This is a genomic window from Stenotrophomonas sp. YJH_SMC_123 (assembly GCF_059368215.1).
In genome coordinates this window covers 120,155-134,823 of sequence record NZ_JCAFRM010000001.1, presented here as the reverse complement: position 1 = coordinate 134,823, position 14,669 = coordinate 120,155, and the positions used below count along the sequence as shown (strand labels likewise).

The 14,669-nt window shown below is 68.0% G+C and carries 13 protein-coding genes; 10 read left to right on the top strand and 3 right to left on the bottom strand.

What is annotated here, in order from left to right:
• Positions 1-11: 11 nt before the first annotated feature.
• The 10 genes from AC5P5W_RS00670 to AC5P5W_RS00625 all read left to right on the top strand — a co-directional run bounded on the left by AC5P5W_RS00670 (position 12) and on the right by AC5P5W_RS00625 (position 11,839).
• Positions 12-2,306, top strand: a complete 2,295-nt coding sequence (locus tag AC5P5W_RS00670) for a TonB-dependent receptor domain-containing protein (protein ID WP_197575215.1) — start codon at positions 12-14, stop codon at positions 2,304-2,306.
• A 68-nt stretch (positions 2,307-2,374) separates the two neighbouring features.
• A complete protein-coding gene (locus tag AC5P5W_RS00665) occupies positions 2,375-3,094 on the top strand; it encodes a tetratricopeptide repeat protein (RefSeq protein ID WP_014646262.1) in 720 nt (239 codons plus the stop codon).
• A 10-nt stretch (positions 3,095-3,104) separates the two neighbouring features.
• On the top strand, positions 3,105-3,782 hold the full coding sequence (locus tag AC5P5W_RS00660) for a Fe2+-dependent dioxygenase (RefSeq protein WP_032957365.1): 678 nt from the start codon (positions 3,105-3,107) through the stop codon (positions 3,780-3,782).
• Between the two features lie 163 nt (positions 3,783-3,945).
• Positions 3,946-4,347 (top strand): hypothetical protein, encoded by a 402-nt coding sequence (locus tag AC5P5W_RS00655; RefSeq protein WP_075077025.1) that lies wholly within the window; start codon positions 3,946-3,948, stop codon positions 4,345-4,347.
• 145 nt (positions 4,348-4,492) lie between these two features.
• Positions 4,493-6,913, top strand: a complete 2,421-nt coding sequence (locus AC5P5W_RS00650) for a TonB-dependent receptor domain-containing protein (protein ID WP_197575216.1) — start codon at positions 4,493-4,495, stop codon at positions 6,911-6,913.
• A gap of 191 nt (positions 6,914-7,104) precedes the next feature.
• Positions 7,105-7,743: a PepSY-associated TM helix domain-containing protein gene (locus tag AC5P5W_RS00645; protein WP_014646258.1), complete on the top strand. Its 639-nt coding sequence runs from the start codon at positions 7,105-7,107 to the stop codon at positions 7,741-7,743.
• A gap of 26 nt (positions 7,744-7,769) precedes the next feature.
• Positions 7,770-8,288, top strand: a complete 519-nt coding sequence (locus AC5P5W_RS00640; RefSeq protein WP_005408420.1) for a DUF2271 domain-containing protein — start codon at positions 7,770-7,772, stop codon at positions 8,286-8,288.
• A gap of 122 nt (positions 8,289-8,410) precedes the next feature.
• Positions 8,411-9,214 (top strand): DUF4198 domain-containing protein, encoded by an 804-nt coding sequence (locus tag AC5P5W_RS00635; protein WP_134808582.1) that lies wholly within the window; start codon positions 8,411-8,413, stop codon positions 9,212-9,214.
• 52 nt (positions 9,215-9,266) lie between these two features.
• Entirely contained in the window at positions 9,267-10,238 is a 972-nt protein-coding gene (locus AC5P5W_RS00630; RefSeq protein WP_197575430.1) for an FAD:protein FMN transferase, read from the top strand.
• Positions 10,235-11,839, top strand: coding sequence for a flavodoxin domain-containing protein (locus AC5P5W_RS00625; protein WP_197575432.1), 1,605 nt, complete (start codon positions 10,235-10,237; stop codon positions 11,837-11,839). Before AC5P5W_RS00630 ends, AC5P5W_RS00625 begins: the two co-directional genes overlap by 4 nt.
• A 147-nt stretch (positions 11,840-11,986) precedes the next feature.
• Here AC5P5W_RS00625 and AC5P5W_RS00620 read toward each other — a convergent pair whose 3' ends face one another.
• From AC5P5W_RS00620 to AC5P5W_RS00610, 3 genes are read right to left on the bottom strand one after another with little or no spacing between them, the layout of a single operon-like run.
• Positions 11,987-12,595, bottom strand: coding sequence for a HutD/Ves family protein (locus AC5P5W_RS00620; protein WP_046429337.1), 609 nt, complete (start codon positions 12,593-12,595; stop codon positions 11,987-11,989).
• A 34-nt stretch (positions 12,596-12,629) separates the two neighbouring features.
• A complete protein-coding gene (locus AC5P5W_RS00615; RefSeq protein WP_032957373.1) occupies positions 12,630-13,355 on the bottom strand; it encodes a murein L,D-transpeptidase catalytic domain family protein in 726 nt (241 codons plus the stop codon).
• A gap of 17 nt (positions 13,356-13,372) precedes the next feature.
• The gene (locus AC5P5W_RS00610; protein ID WP_041863141.1) at positions 13,373-14,455 is read right to left on the bottom strand and encodes a L,D-transpeptidase; all 1,083 of its coding nucleotides are present in this window, start codon (positions 14,453-14,455) and stop codon (positions 13,373-13,375) included.
• Between the last annotated feature and the right edge of the window lie 214 nt (positions 14,456-14,669).

The window sequence follows — 14,669 nt, the reverse complement described above, 5'->3', positions numbered from 1 at the left end:
CCACCCAAGCCATGACCCACATCACGTCCCGCAAGCGCGCCCCGCGCGTTTCCCTGCTCGCCACCGCCACCCTGGCCGCCGGCTTCGCGCCGTTGGCCGCACAGGCGGCCGACAGCGCTGACGCAGCCTCCTCCCGCAAGGCCACCGACCTGGACAAGGTGCAGGTGCGCGGCAGCTGGTTCAATCCGTCCTCACCGAAGTTCACCGCCGAGCTGCTGGACACCCCGAAGTCGGTGTCGATCGTCTCGGAAAAGCTGATCGCCGAAACCGGTGCGACCAACCTGCAGGATGCGCTGCGCATGGTGCCGGGCATCACCTTCGGTGCCGGCGAAGGCGGCAATCCGACCGGTGATCGCCCCTTCATCCGTGGCTTCGATTCGCAGAGCAACGTCTTCGTCGATGGCCTGCGCGACGTCGGCTCGCAGACCCGCGAGATCTTCGACCTGGAGCAGGTGGAAGTAGTCAAGGGCCCGAGCTCGGCCTACGGCGGCCGTGATTCCGGCGGTGGCAGCCTGAACCTTGTGAGCAAGACGCCGAAGCTGAAGAACGAGACCAGCGCCAGCATGGGCATCGGCACCGACAGCTACGCGCGCGGCACCGTGGACGCCAACTACGTGCTGGGCGATGGCATCGCCGCGCGCCTGAACCTGATGAAGCACGAATCGGACATCGCTGGCCGTGACGCCGCCAATGTCAGCCGCTGGGGTATCGCGCCGTCGATCGCGTTCGGCCTGAACGGCCCGGCCCAGCTGATCGCCAGCCACTACCACATGCAGAGCGATGACCTGCCGGACGCGGGTGGCTTCCCGTATGGCAACCCGAACGGTGCGCCGGCCTCGAAGTGGGTCGACGGCCACCCGATGGTGCCGGACCGCAACAACTACTACGGCCTGGTCGACCGTGACTTCCAGCGTACCCGCGCCGACATCAGCACCCTGGATGCCAGCTACGACTTCGGCGGCCACAAGCTGCGCAACATCGCGCGCCTGGGCAACACCAGCAACGACTACCTGTGGACCCAGCCGGACGACAGCCAGGGCAACCCGAACAACTACGGCACCCTGTGGCGCCGGACCAACAGCCGTGCCGTCGACGTCAAGAGCTTCGCCGACCAGCTGGGCCTGACCGGTGCCTTCCAGACCGGTGCGCTCAAGCACAGCTACAGCGCGGGCGTGGAATACAGCGACGAGAAGATGACCCGCGGCAGCTATCTGATGACCCCGGGCACCAGCAACCCGCTCACCGGCAACAGCAAGTGCCCGACCACCGGCGCAGCCACCGGCTACAACTGCACCGATTTCGCCAATCCGAACCCGCGCGATCCGTGGGCGGCCACCCATTCGGTGTACCGCAGCGACAAGGCACTGGACGTAGAGCAGCGCACCAGGACCACCTCGGCCTACGTGTTCGACACCATCGAGCTCAATGAGCAGTGGATGATCAACCTCGGCCTGCGCTACGACGACTTCCGCACCACCCTGACCACCCCGGTGGCCGGCAAGGCACCGACCCGCGTGCGCAACAGCAACGACTTCCTGAACTACCAGGCCGGCGTGGTGTTCAAGCCGGCCGCCAACGGCAGCATCTACCTGTCGTGGGGCACCTCCTCGACTCCGCCGGGCATGGACGGTGGTGATGGTTCGGACGGCCTGAGCGCCGCCGTGGCCGACCTCAAGCCGCAGGATACGAAGAACCTCGAGCTGGGCACCAAGTGGGACCTGTTCGACCAGCGCCTGAACCTCACCGCGGCGATCTTCCACACGGTGATGAACAACGCGCGCGTGACGGTCGACAACGGCACCAGCCAGAATGCCGGCAAGAAGGAAATCAACGGCTTCGAGCTGGGCTTCACCGGCCAGCTGACCGACGCCTGGAGCCTGTACGGCGGCTACACCTACCTGGACTCGGAACTGAAGGACAACGGCTTCGTCTGTGGTGCACCGGTCGGCCGCACCTGCCCGTCCAACGTCTACGTGCCCTCGCCGTACAACGGCAACGTATTCCCGAACACCGCCAAGCACAGCGCCAACCTGTGGACCACCTACCGCTTCCCCATCGGCCTGACCGTCGGTGCCGGTGCGTTCTACTCGGACAAGCAGTACGGTGACGTCGCCAACACCAAGTGGATCGCCAGCTACACCCGCTTCGACGCGATGGCCAGCTACGCGATCCAGGACAACATCAGCCTGCAGCTCAACGTGCAGAACCTGACCGACAAGACCTACTTCACCAAGGCCTATGCCTCGCACTACGCGAGCATCGCCCCGGGTCGCTCGACCACCCTGGCACTGAACGTGAAGTTCTGATGTAGCTTCGCTCCACCACGGCGGCAGGCTCTCCTGCCGCCGTTTTTGTTTCCGGCGATACTCACCCCATGGCAACCCGTACCCCCATCGACAGCGACGCCCTGGCCGAACTGCTGCAGCACGATCCGCAGGCCGCGTTCGCACGCGTGCGCGACGCTGCGCAGGCTGGGCAGGTCGATGCACAACTGCTGCTCGCGCAGATGCACATGGAAGGCAAAGGCACCGCGCAGGACGCCTCGGCGGCGCTGCTCTGGTACGAAACCGCCGCCAACAACGGCGCGCCGATGGCGATGAACATGCTCGGCCGCTGCCATGAGCTGGGCCACGGCACGGCGGTCAACCTGGCGCTGGCGGCGGTGTGGTACCGGCGCGCGGCCGACACCGGCCTGGACTGGGGCCTGTACAACCTGGCCAACCTGCTGGCCACCGGCCGCGGCATTGCGCAGGACCGCGCGCAGGCACTGGCCCTGTACACCCGTGCCGCGCACCTGGGCCACGCCAAATCGATGAACCTGCTGGCCCGCCACCTCGAAGACGGGCTGGATACCGCACCCGATCCGCAGGCGGCGCTGGCCTGGTACCAGCGCGCGGCCGAGGCCGGTGATTTCCGCGGCCAGGCCAACTACGCCTCGATCCTGCTGCAGGCCGGCCAGGTCGAGCAGGCCGTGCACTGGCTGCGGCTCGCACTGGCGCACGGCAGCCCGGCATTCATGGCGCACATCGTGCCGGAGCTGGCCGCGTCACCGCATCCACAGGTGCGCGCCCTGGTCGCACCGCCGTCCCTCTGAGGAGTCCCGCATGCTGCTGCACATCCCCGACATTCTCAGCGCCGACCAGGTCGCCGACTTCCGCCGCCGCCTCGACGCCGCCGACTGGACCGATGGCCGCGAAACCGTGGGGCATCTGGGCGCACAGGCCAAGCACAACCAGCAGCTGCCCGAGGCTTCGCCGCTGCGCCGCGAACTGGGCGAGATCATCCTCGTCGCGCTGGCCCGGCACCCGCTGTTCTTCAGTGCCGCGCTGCCGCTGAAGTACCTGCCACCACGCTTCAACCGCTACAGCGGTGGCGGCACCTATGGCTACCACGTCGATGGCGCGGTGATGAACCTGGCCAATGGCGAACAGCTGCGTTCGGACATCTCCTGCACCCTGTTCCTGTCGGCGCCGGACGAATACGAAGGCGGCGAGCTGATCATCAGCGATACCTACGGCGAGCACGAAGTGAAGCTGCCGGCCGGCGACCTGGTCGTGTATCCGTCCAGCAGCCTGCACCAGGTGCGGCCGGTCACCCGCGGCGCGCGCGTGGCCTCGTTCTTCTGGGTGCAAAGCATGATCCGCGACGATGTGCAGCGCCGCCTGCTGTGGGAAATGGATGGCGCGATCGAGCGCCTGCGGCAGACCGGCGGCGACGCCGAGGCGGTCCTGCAGCTGACCGGCGTGTACCACAACCTGTTGCGGCGCTGGAGCGAAGTCTGAGCCTTGCCGGGCCGGCCTGCGACATTTTGGCAATCATTCTCATTTGCAACAGCTAACAGCTCTCATTACAATCACGCCCCGTTGATGCCGGCTGCTGCCGGCAGCCCCAGGGAACCCCCGCTTGCTGCGCCCGCTTCGCCCTCGCCCACTCATCCATCGCAAGATGGGCACCGCCATGCGCGGCCAGCGTCCTGCGCTGGCCAGCCTGCTGGCGTGGGTGGCAATGCTGGCGTTGCTGCTGGGCACCCTGCCGCTGCTGCCACAGGCCCAGGCCGGAATGGCCGTGCAGATGCCACTGGAAGAACGTGGCGGCGAAACACCCCTGCAGGAAGAGGCGCCGGCCAAGCTGCGCCGCTGCGCCTCCGCTCCGGTGAAGGCGGCCGAGAAGGCACGCCCGCCGTTGCTGCTGGCCAGCCACTGGCTGCGCACTGAGCTCGACCTCGTACCCGCCATGCCGGCCATGCCCGGCGTGCGCCCGGACTGGCCGCTGGCCGCTCCGGACACGCCCTGGGCCGATGCGCCCGGGCGCCGTCAGCAACGCGGCCAGGCGCCGCCGCTCGCCTGATCCACGGCCCGACGTGACCGCCTGCGCGGTCGCGCCTGCACGCCGCTGCCTGCTTCATCCCTGCCGCCCCTGGCCGGCCCTTCCGTGCCTGCCGCGCCCTTCGCGCACGGCACCGCGCCACCCTGCATCCTTCGAGGTAACTGCCATGGCCCAGCGCCATCGTGTCCGTTCGTCCCTGTCCCGTACCCTGCTGACCAGCGCCGTGCTGGCGGCTTTCGCCAGCCCCGCCTTCGCCCACGGTGACGCCGCAGGCGCGCCGCAGACGCTGGACAAGGTGGTGGTCACCGCCGCCGGCTTCGAGCAGAAGGTGATCGATGCCCCGGCCAGCATCAGCGTGGTCAGCCGCGAGGAACTGAGCAAGCGCCCGTACACTAGCCTGGTCGATGCGCTGCGCGACGTCGAAGGCATCGACGTCGGCCTGGAAGCGACCGACAAGAACGGCCGCGCCACCGTGTCGCTGCGCGGCCTGCCGTCCGAGTACACCCTGGTGCTGATCGACGGCCGCCGCCAGAGCAATGTCGGCCAGATCTATCCGAACAACTTCGGTGGCGGCCAGTTCGCCTACCTGCCCCCGCTGGACGCGATCGAACGCATCGAGGTCGTGCGCGGGCCGATGTCCACGCTGTACGGTTCGGACGCGATGGGCGGTGTCATCAACATCATCACCCGCCGCAACCAGGACAGCTGGCACGGTTCGGTCAGCCAGGGCTTCACCGTGCAGCAGGACGACCAGTTCGGCGATGCACGCACCACCGACCTCTACCTCAGCGGCCCTTTGCTGAAGGAGCGCCTCAGCCTGGCAGTACGCGGCAGCTACTACGACGCGAAGGCTTCCAACCCGGAATGGGATGCGTTGTCCCTGCCCGACGGCACCCTGTGGGAGCGCAGCATCGGCTTCGGCGGTGGTGGCAAGTCGGTGGCCAACACCAACTGGAACAGCGGCGTGCGGTTGGACGTCCGCATCAACGACGATCACGAACTGTGGCTGGACTACGACGTGTCGCGGCAGAAGTTCGACAACAGCGAAGGCCAGACCGGCACCCTCGACAGCCTGGCCAGCCTGTGGCGCGTCGGCAATGCCGTCATTCCCAACCCGAACGGCAGCGGTACCGTCACCCGTCGCGTGGTGCAGCCGCGCGTGGGCTACACCGCCTACCAGCGCTACGAACGCGACCAGTTGTCGCTGACCCATCAGGGCCGCTACAGCTTCGGTACCTGGCAGACCTCGCTGACCCACAGCAAGAGCAGCAACCTGGGCCGTTCGCTGCCGCTGACCCTGGAAGAGCGCGCCAACCTGCAGACGCTATGGAATGACGTCTGCCGCCGCACCGGTGCTGCCAACAACTGTGCGGCCGGCCGCGGCAACGCCCTGGCTGCCCTCAACCCGAGCGAGATGGCGCGCCTGCAGGCGTTCCTGCCGCGCCCGCTGCGCACCATGGAACTGGAAGGCTACGTGCTCGACACGATGCTCGACCTGGACTTCGGCGCGCACACGCTGACCGTGGGCGGCCAGTACAACGACACTGACATGGTCGACGGTGTGTTCGGCATGGATGGCGCCGGCTACCGCAGCAACGTCAAGCAGACGCACCGCATGTGGGCGCTGTTCGCCGAGGACAACTGGGCGCTGACCGACACCCTCACCGCCACCTTCGGCCTGCGCTACGACGACCACAACGTATTCGGCAGCCATGTCAGTCCGCGTGGCTACCTGGTGTGGAATGCCAGCGATGCGTGGACCTTCAAGGGCGGCGTCAGCACCGGCTACAAGACCCCGCGTCCGGACCAGCTGTTCCCGGGCATCACCGGCTTCGGTGGCCAGGGCGTGCTGCCACTGGTCGGTTCGCCGAACCTCAAGCCGGAAACCAGCACCAACTACGAGCTGGCCGCTTACTACGAAGGCCAGCGCTGGGGCTTCAACGTCACCGGCTTCTTCAACACGTTCGAAGACAAGATCGCCAGCGGCGGCACCTTTGCGAACTGCGAAGTGGCCCGCGCCGGCAGCGGCTACTGCGTGGACATCGGCCCGGGCTGGGCGGCACTGGGCTACAGCACGTTCACCCAGAGCGTGAACATCGACAAGGCCGAGACCCGCGGTGCCGAACTGGCCGCGCATGTCGACCTGCTCGACACCCTGCAGCTGCGCGGCAACTACACCTGGACCAGGAGCGAGCAGACCAGCGGCGCGCAGAAGGGCCTGCCGATCAGCGGCACGATGCCGGCCAGGCACATGGCCAATGCAAGCCTCAACTGGCAGGTCAACGAAGCGATCAGCCTGTCGCTGATCGGCGAAGGCCGCTACGACCGCTACCGCGACACGCTGCTGGACGCCAACGGCGCCAGCCACACCCGCTACTACGAGGACTACACCATCTTCCATCTCGGTGGCAGCTGGAAGGCCACGCCATGGCTGACGGTGAACGCGCGGGTCAACAACCTGTTCGACAAGGACTTCGTTTCGCAGTCGTGCCTGCTGATCAGCCAGAGCGAGTTCAACTGCGTGGACGACTACGCGACCAAGGACCAGCGCCGCAGCTACTGGATCTCGTTGAACGCGAAGTTCTGATCGCCGCGCCCGGCCCCGGTGGGTGCCGACCTTGGTCGGCACCGCTTCATCCACGCGTGGCGTGGATCTACCGATCGGTAGTGCCGGCCGCTGGCCGGCAATCGCCCTCCAGCGATACAGAACGACACGCAATTGCGAGCTATTCTCATCAATGATGTAATGGGCAGTCCCCGTCCGCCTCGAACCGTGCCGTGAGCCGTCCTGCCTCTTCCACCGTGGCGCAGCAACAGAACCGTGGCTTCTGGCTGCGGACGCTGCACCAGTGGCACTGGATCAGCTCGGCGGTGTGCCTGATCGGCATGCTGCTGTTCGCGGTGACCGGCCTGACCCTCAACCACGCCGCGAAGATCGAAGCCAAACCCCAGGTGCAGAACCAGCATCTGGAACTGCCGGCCGATCTGCTCGGCCAGCTCGGCACGCGCGAAAACGGCAATGCACCGATTCCGCGCCCGGCCCGGCACTGGCTGGACACGCAGCTGGGCATCGCCATCGGCGGGCGCCCGGCAGAGTGGTCGGCCGAGGAGATCTACCTGTCGCTGCCGCGCCCCGGCGGCGACGCCTGGCTGAGCATCGATCGCGGGACCGGCGCGGTGGAGTACGAATCAACCTCGCGCGGCGCGGTGTCCTACCTCAACGACCTGCACAAGGGCCGCAACGCGGGCCCGGCGTGGGGCTGGTTCCTGGACCTGTTCGCCGTGGCCTGCCTGGTGTTCTGCATCACCGGCCTGTTCCTGCTGCACCTGCATGCACGCCAGCGGCGCATGACCTGGCCGCTGGTCGGCCTCGGCCTGATGATTCCGCTGCTGATCGCCCTGCTGCTGATCCACTGACTTTCCTTCGTTTCCGGAGCCGCCCCATGCGCGTCACCCTGACCATCGCCCTCAGCGGCCTGCTGGCCACCTCGCCGGCGTACGCCACCACCCTCGACATCAACGTCGAAGTGCCCAAGCTCAACGTGGCCGAGTACCACCGCCCGTACGTGGCGGTGTGGCTGGAAGGCGCCGACCAGAAGGTCGCGGCCAACCTGTCGGTCTGGTACCAGCAGACCAGCAACAGCGAAGGCCACGGCACCAAATGGCTGCCGGACCTGCGCCAGTGGTGGCGCAAGAGCGGCCGCACCCTGCAGGTGCCGGTGGACGGCGTGACCGGCCCGACCCGCCCGGCCGGCAAGCACGCGCTGTCGTTCAACGACAGGCAGCCGGCACTGAAGCAACTGGCCCCGGGCAACTACACCCTGGTGGTGGAAGCGGTGCGCGAAGTCGGTGGCCGCGAACTGCTGAAAATCCCCTTCACCTGGCCGGCCACCGCCGCGCAGAACGGCAAGGCGCAGGGCGCCACCGAACTGGGCCAGGTCACCCTCGCCGTCAAACCATAACTGCCTGAGCCGGGGTCGGATCCCTTCCGCAGGAAGGGCTCTGACCCCATCGCCCTATCCCTCGGGGTCAGAGCCCTTTCCGCTGGAAAGGGATCCGACCCCTTCCAACTGGAGTCTTCCGCATGAAGCGCACGCTCGTCCTCGCCGCCGCCCTGGCCGCTGCCCTTCCCTTCTCCGCCCTGGCCCACAAGGCCTGGCTGCTGCCCTCGCAGACCGTGATCGCCGGCAACGCGCCGTGGATCACCGTCGACGGTGCGGTCTCCAACGATCTGTTCTACTTCAACCACGTGCCGCTGCGCCTGGAATCGCTGGTGATCACCGCGCCGGACGGCAGCACCGTGCAGCCGCAGAACGCGTCGACCGGCAAGTACCGCAGCGTGTTCGACATCGAACTGAAGCAGCCGGGCACTTACCGCATCGCGTCGGTCAATGACGGCCTGTTCGCCACGTACGAGCAGAACGGCGAGCGCAAGCGCTGGCGCGGCAGCGTGGCTACCTTCGGTGAACTGCCGAAGGACGCGAAGAAGCTGGAAGTGAGCCAGTCGATCGGCCGCGTGGAGACCTTTGTCACCAACGGTGCGCCGAACGACACCGCGCTGAAGCCGACCAACCGTGGCATCGAGCTGGTCGCCGTCGGCCACCCGAATGACCTGTTCGCCGGCGAGGAAGCCACCTTCCGCGTGCTGGTCGATGGCAAGCCGACCGCCGGCCTGCAGTTCGAGATCGTGCGTGGCGCCACCCGCTACCGCAACGCGCAGGACGAGCTGAAGCTGACCAGCGATGCCAAGGGCGAGATCAAGGTGACCTGGCCGGAAGCCGGCATGTACTGGCTGGAGACCGGCACCGAGGACAACAAGACGTCGGTGAAGCAGGCCGCCAAGCGCCGCCTGAGCTACGTCGCCACGCTGGAAGTGCTGCCGCAGTAATGTGGACCGCGATGCCGGGCATTCCCCGGCATCGCCACCGCAACGCATCACCATGACCGATTCCCATCTCGACATCGCCCGCCTCGGTGGCACCACCATGGGCACCACCTGGAGCGTGTCGCTGGTCGCGTCGCGCCAGCGCGACCTGCACCCGCTGCACGCCGGCATCCAGGCGCGGTTGGACGACGTGGTCGCGCAGATGAGCACCTGGGAGCCCGGCTCGGATCTGAGCCGCTACAACCGCGCCGACGCTGGCCAATGGTGCGTGCTGCCGGCGGAGACCCGCCACGTTGTGACCTGCGCACAGGCCATCGCTGCCGCCAGTGACGGCGCCTTCGATCCCACCATCGGTCCGCTGGTTGCACTGTGGGGCTTCGGTGCACATGCCGGTGAACGCCGCCAGCCCGACGCCGCTACCCTGCAGGCCACCCGTGAGCGTTGCGGTTGGCAGCGCCTGCAGTGGCAGGATGATGCGCTGCTGCAACCGGGCCGGCTGGAACTGGATCTCTCTGCGATCGCCAAGGGCTTCGGCGTCGATCACGTAGCCGCCTGGTTGCGTAGGCAAGGGATTGGGGCGGCGCTGATCGAAGTCGGCGGCGAACTGGCCGGCTACGGCCGCAAACCGGACGGCCAACCGTGGCGCGTGCTGGTGGAATCCGCACCGGAAGAGGATGTGCACACCGAAACCCCGCCACGGGTGCTGGCGCTGGACGGCAAGGCGGTGGCCACTTCGGGCGATCGCTGGCACCAGTACCAGGCCGATGGCGAGGCCTACAGCCACAGCCTCGACCCGCGTACGGGCAGGCCGGTGCAGCAGGTCGCCGCAGCGGTCACCGTCGTGGCCGACGACGCCATGCACGCCGATGCCTGGGCTACCGCACTGACCGTGCTGGGTCGCGAACAGGGCATGGCGCTGGCCGAGCGCGAAGGACTGGCCGCGCGCTACCTGCAACGCACCGCAGACGGCCCGCAGGAATTTCTCAGCAGCGCCTTCCAGCGCCTGCTCGACGGGCAGGACGCATGAGCACTCGGCCATCGCGTGCGTGGCTCGGCAACACACTTGTACTGATCGTACTGGCGCTGATCGCCTGTGCGCTGCTGCGCCTGCACCTCGGCGAAGCCTGGTGGCAGGGCGCACCGCCGGCACGGCAATCGCAGATCGCCATCATCGCCACCGCGCTGTACGCGCTGGCCTGCGCAGCCCTGTGGTGGCGCACTCGTCCGCGCGATGATGCGGCGTCCGCCGATACCGCACCGCTCCTGCTGGTCTGGTCCAGCCAGACCGGCTTTGCCCGCGAACTGGCCGAACGCAGTGCCGAGGCCCTGCGTGGTGCCGGCGTGCCGGTGCGTGTGCGCGGGCTGCATGATGTCGACGCCGCATTGCTGGCCGACAGCCAGCGCGCGCTGTTCATTGCCAGCACCACCGGCGAAGGCGATCCGCCCGACCACGCCCTGCCGTTCCTGCGCGGGGTGATGGCCGCGCCGCCTCCGTTGCAGCATCTGCAGTACGGCGTGCTCGCGCTGGGCGACCGCAGCTATGGCCACTTCTGCGGATTCGGCCACCAGCTGGACCAGTGGCTGCGCCAGCACGGCGCGCACCCGCTGTTCGATGCGATCGAGGTCGACAATGCCGATCCGGCGGCGCTGCGACATTGGCAGCAGCTGCTGGGACAACTTGGCGGAGGCGCCACCGAACTGCCCGACTGGAGCCCGGCCGAGTATCAGCCGTGGACGTTGCTGCAACGCCAGCATCTGAATCCGGGCAGCCCCGGCGGCCCGGTGTACCGGGTGCGCCTGCAGCCACCGCCTGGCGTCGATGTGCAGTGGCAGGCCGGCGACATCGCCGAGATCGGCCCGCAGCACCCACGCCACAGCGCGCGCGCCTGGCTCGATGCACAGGGCTTCAATGCAGACACCATGCTGGATGACGGGCAGGCGTTGCTGGCCCGTATCGAGCGCTCACATCTGCCATCGCTGGTTCCCCCGGGTGATCTGCCCGCACTGCTGGCAACCCTGCAACCGCTGCCGCATCGCGAGTACTCGATCGCCTCGGTGATAGCCGACGGCGCGGTGGAGCTGCTGGTGCGCCGCCAACTGCGCGCCGACGGTACACCCGGCATCGGCAGCGGCTGGCTGTGCGACCACGCGCCCATCGGCGAACCGGTGCAACTGCGGCTGCGCCGCAACGACAATTTCCATGGCGTGCCCACCGATGTACCGCTGCTGCTGATCGGCAACGGCACCGGCATCGCCGGCCTGCGCGCGCACCTGCACGAACGTGCCCAGCGCGGCGCTCGCCGCACCTGGCTGCTGTTCGGCGAGCGCACCGCCGCGCACGACTTCCATTTCGGCGAAGAACTGCAGGCGATGCTGGCCAGCGGCACGCTGGCACGGCTGGATGCAGTGTTCAGCCGCGACGGCGGCGCGCATCGCTATGTGCAGGACCGGCTGCAGGCCGAAGCGGCGACGCTGCGGCAGTGGGTCGATGAAGGCGCGACGATCCTGGTCTGCGGCAGCCTGCAGGGCATGGCCCCGGGCGTGGATGCAGTGATCGAGCGGGTGCTGGGTACCGCAGGCAGGGAAGCGCTGCTGCTGGCCGGTCGTTACCGGCGCGATGTGTATTGAACGAACCATCGGGGTCGGTTCCCTTTCCGCAGGAAAGGGCTCTGACCCCAACCACAGCCGCACCATGACGGCGTGTCCAGGCATGGTGGCAACCGCACGGCAGTAGATCCACGCCATGCGTGGATGGCGCCCACCGGCGCCCAGAAATCATGCCCCCGCCGCGCTCACCCGTATCGCCAACAACTCGCCACCACCGCTGAGCGCATGCCGTTGCCTCTCGCCCCCCGCCAACCACGCGGTGTCTCCCGCCTGCAGCGCCGGCAGGCCACTATCGGCACCGAACTGCGCCTGTCCGGCCAGCAGATGCAGCGCCCACGCAACGCCCGGTTCGCAGAAGAAGAACATCGACCCCACCAGCGGCCGGTGCAGCAGTTCGGCCTGCAGCAGCTCGCGCTTCCACATCAGGTTGAAGTCGTGGGTGGTGCCATCGACCAGTTCACCGTGCAGCGTTTCCTCACCGGCAAAGCGCGCCCGCCCGTGTGGCGGCAGCACCTGGGCCACGCGGCCATCCTCGAAACGCAGGCGCACGCCATTGCCCTGCAGCAGCACCAGTTCGCGCTCCACGCCGGGGAAGGTGGAGAACGCAGCGTCCTGCTCGATCTCGGCCACCGACAGGCGCAGCGCCCAGTCATCACCCTGCGCGGGCAGGCGCAGGATCTCGCGGGTCCAGCCAAGTCCATTCCGCCAGCGTTCGCGACGATAGTCCAGGCTGGAAATGACCTGGCTCGGAGTGTGCAACAGGGAGTCGACGTTCATCGGCGCATTGCATCACGCCACGCGCCATCATGCATCACCGCGTAGCGAGCGTGCCCTGGCCACCGCATCCGCCGGCCAGCAGCTGCGAGTGCTTCAGCCAATCCTGGTCAGGGTAGTAAGCAAACACCATCGTGCCGCCACGCAACGCATCGATCAGCGGCTTGGCCACCGAAAGGCGCACCGCCGGGCAACCCAGGCTGCGACCCAAGCGCCCCTGCAGCTGCGCGGTGGCCGGGTTCACGTACGGCGCACCGTGGATGACGATCGCGCGTTCGCGCGCACGGTCGTTGAAGCCCGGCTCCAGCCCGGCCAGGCGCAGCGAATATCCATTACCGCCCATGTAGGTCTCCTGCGCGGTGAACGCGCCGAGGCTGGACATGAAACTCCCATCGCGGTTGGAGAAGTGCTGGGTGCGGTTCTCGCCGCTGTTGCGGCCATGCGCCACCCATTCCTCGAACAGCAGGCGCTGGTGGGCCAGGTCGAACACCCACAGGCGCGGCTCGGTGGACGGCCGCGAATAATCGATCACGCTGAGACGATCACCGTTGATGCCCAGCTCCGGCCGCTGCAACGCACAGCGCATGGCGTGCGCCGCCAGCTGCAACACGTGGCGGTCGGCCTTGGGCGCACTGCGCGACAGCAAGGCAGCCAGATCATCAGCGCTGGTGGCAAGGGCGGGCGTCTGTGCCAGCGCCGGGGCGCTGGCCGAGGTCGCCAGCAGGCCGAACGCGGCCAGCCGGCACAGGCGGGATGCAGTCATGGGCACAACGAGGGGACTCAGTTGCCCTTGAGGGTGGACCCTGGCGGCTCGGATTCCAAGACCGGCTGCATTCCGGATTCAGCCGGGCTTGGGCGGACCGCCGGCAACGAGGTCACCAGCAGGGTCGTGCCCGGCACCAGCACCTGGTACAGCTGGCGGGCAAAATCGGCCGGCAGCGCCATTGGCAACGAGGGCGTGGCCAGCAGGTCCGGGGTGGCCTGGGCACGATCCTGGCCCAGCAGCGGATAGGCCGTCCACTGGTGCAGGCGCTGGTTCACGTCCAGCGGGCTGGGCGTATCGCTGTAGCCCTGCCCCATCACGAACAGCGTGGTGCCCTGGAATGCGGGCAGGGCGTCGGCCTTCAGCGGCGACTCGCCGATCATCACGCCATCGCGCAGCACGTACAGGCGCTGGTCATGCAGGCTGACCAGGATGCCGACCTGCCCGGCCGGGGCTGCGCTGTCGTCCCACCAGGCCTGCGCCGGGGCCCCGCCCTCGGTTTCCGGCAAAGCCTGGCCGCGCGCGTTGACCGGGGCCAGCACCGAAGGATAGGCCAGGGTCATCGGCGAACTCTTGGCGTCGGCCACCACCACCGTATCGCCGCGCTGGGTTTCGCTGAACAGCTTCTGCGCGAACGCCTGCGGCAGGCGCACGCAGCCATGCGAGGCCGGATGCCCGGGCAGGCTGCCGCCATGCAGGGCGATGCCATCCCAGGTCAGCCGCTGCATGTAGGGCATCGGCGCGCTGTTGTAGAGGTTGGACCTGTGGTCCTTGTCTTTCTGCAGGATGGTGAACACGCCGGTCGGCGTCTCGTGCCCGGCCTTGCCCGAGCTGATCGTGGTCAGGCCGATGGCGATGCCGTTGCGGTAAACGTAGGCACGCTGCTCATCGAGGCTGACCACCAGCACGATCGGGCCGGTCGGCGAGATTTCCGGATGCCACAGGTACTCGCCCGGTTTCAGGTCGGTCGGCCCGCGCACGTCGGCGGTGCTGGCTTCGGCCGCAGGCTTGGCTGTCGGCGTCGGCGCAGCGGCATGGGCCAGCAGTGGCAGGGTCAGTGCCAGGGCGAGCATCAGGGTCGTGGGGCGGTGCACAAGCATCCAGCGGGGTCCTTTCCATGCGGAGCGGCCACCGTACACCATCGGCCCGTGGTGGCCGCGGCAAAACCAGGCGCCGGAAATGAAATTGCCCGGCGACACAGCCATGTGTCGTACCGGGCAATCGTTACGTCCTTGTCGGCCTGCTGCCGCCCCCTCGCATCCTGCGCTGTGGGGGTAGCGTTGCATCCTGCACGCGGCCGCGTCTGTCCTGTTT

Bases quoted from the DNA above. Each gene is read 5' to 3' on its own strand.
- AC5P5W_RS00670 (WP_197575215.1), top strand. From the start codon at position 12: ATGACCCACATCACGTCCCGCAAGCGCGCCCCGCGCGTTTCCCTGCTC.
- AC5P5W_RS00665 (WP_014646262.1), top strand. From the start codon at position 2,375: ATGGCAACCCGTACCCCCATCGACAGCGACGCCCTGGCCGAACTGCTG.
- AC5P5W_RS00660 (WP_032957365.1), top strand. From the start codon at position 3,105: ATGCTGCTGCACATCCCCGACATTCTCAGCGCCGACCAGGTCGCCGAC.
- AC5P5W_RS00655 (WP_075077025.1), top strand. From the start codon at position 3,946: ATGGGCACCGCCATGCGCGGCCAGCGTCCTGCGCTGGCCAGCCTGCTG.
- AC5P5W_RS00650 (WP_197575216.1), top strand. From the start codon at position 4,493: ATGGCCCAGCGCCATCGTGTCCGTTCGTCCCTGTCCCGTACCCTGCTG.
- AC5P5W_RS00640 (WP_005408420.1), top strand. From the start codon at position 7,770: ATGCGCGTCACCCTGACCATCGCCCTCAGCGGCCTGCTGGCCACCTCG.
- AC5P5W_RS00635 (WP_134808582.1), top strand. From the start codon at position 8,411: ATGAAGCGCACGCTCGTCCTCGCCGCCGCCCTGGCCGCTGCCCTTCCC.
- AC5P5W_RS00630 (WP_197575430.1), top strand. From the start codon at position 9,267: ATGACCGATTCCCATCTCGACATCGCCCGCCTCGGTGGCACCACCATG.
- AC5P5W_RS00625 (WP_197575432.1), top strand. From the start codon at position 10,235: ATGAGCACTCGGCCATCGCGTGCGTGGCTCGGCAACACACTTGTACTG.
- AC5P5W_RS00620 (WP_046429337.1), bottom strand. From the start codon at position 12,595: ATGAACGTCGACTCCCTGTTGCACACTCCGAGCCAGGTCATTTCCAGC.
- AC5P5W_RS00615 (WP_032957373.1), bottom strand. From the start codon at position 13,355: ATGACTGCATCCCGCCTGTGCCGGCTGGCCGCGTTCGGCCTGCTGGCG.
- AC5P5W_RS00610 (WP_041863141.1), bottom strand. From the start codon at position 14,455: ATGCTTGTGCACCGCCCCACGACCCTGATGCTCGCCCTGGCACTGACC.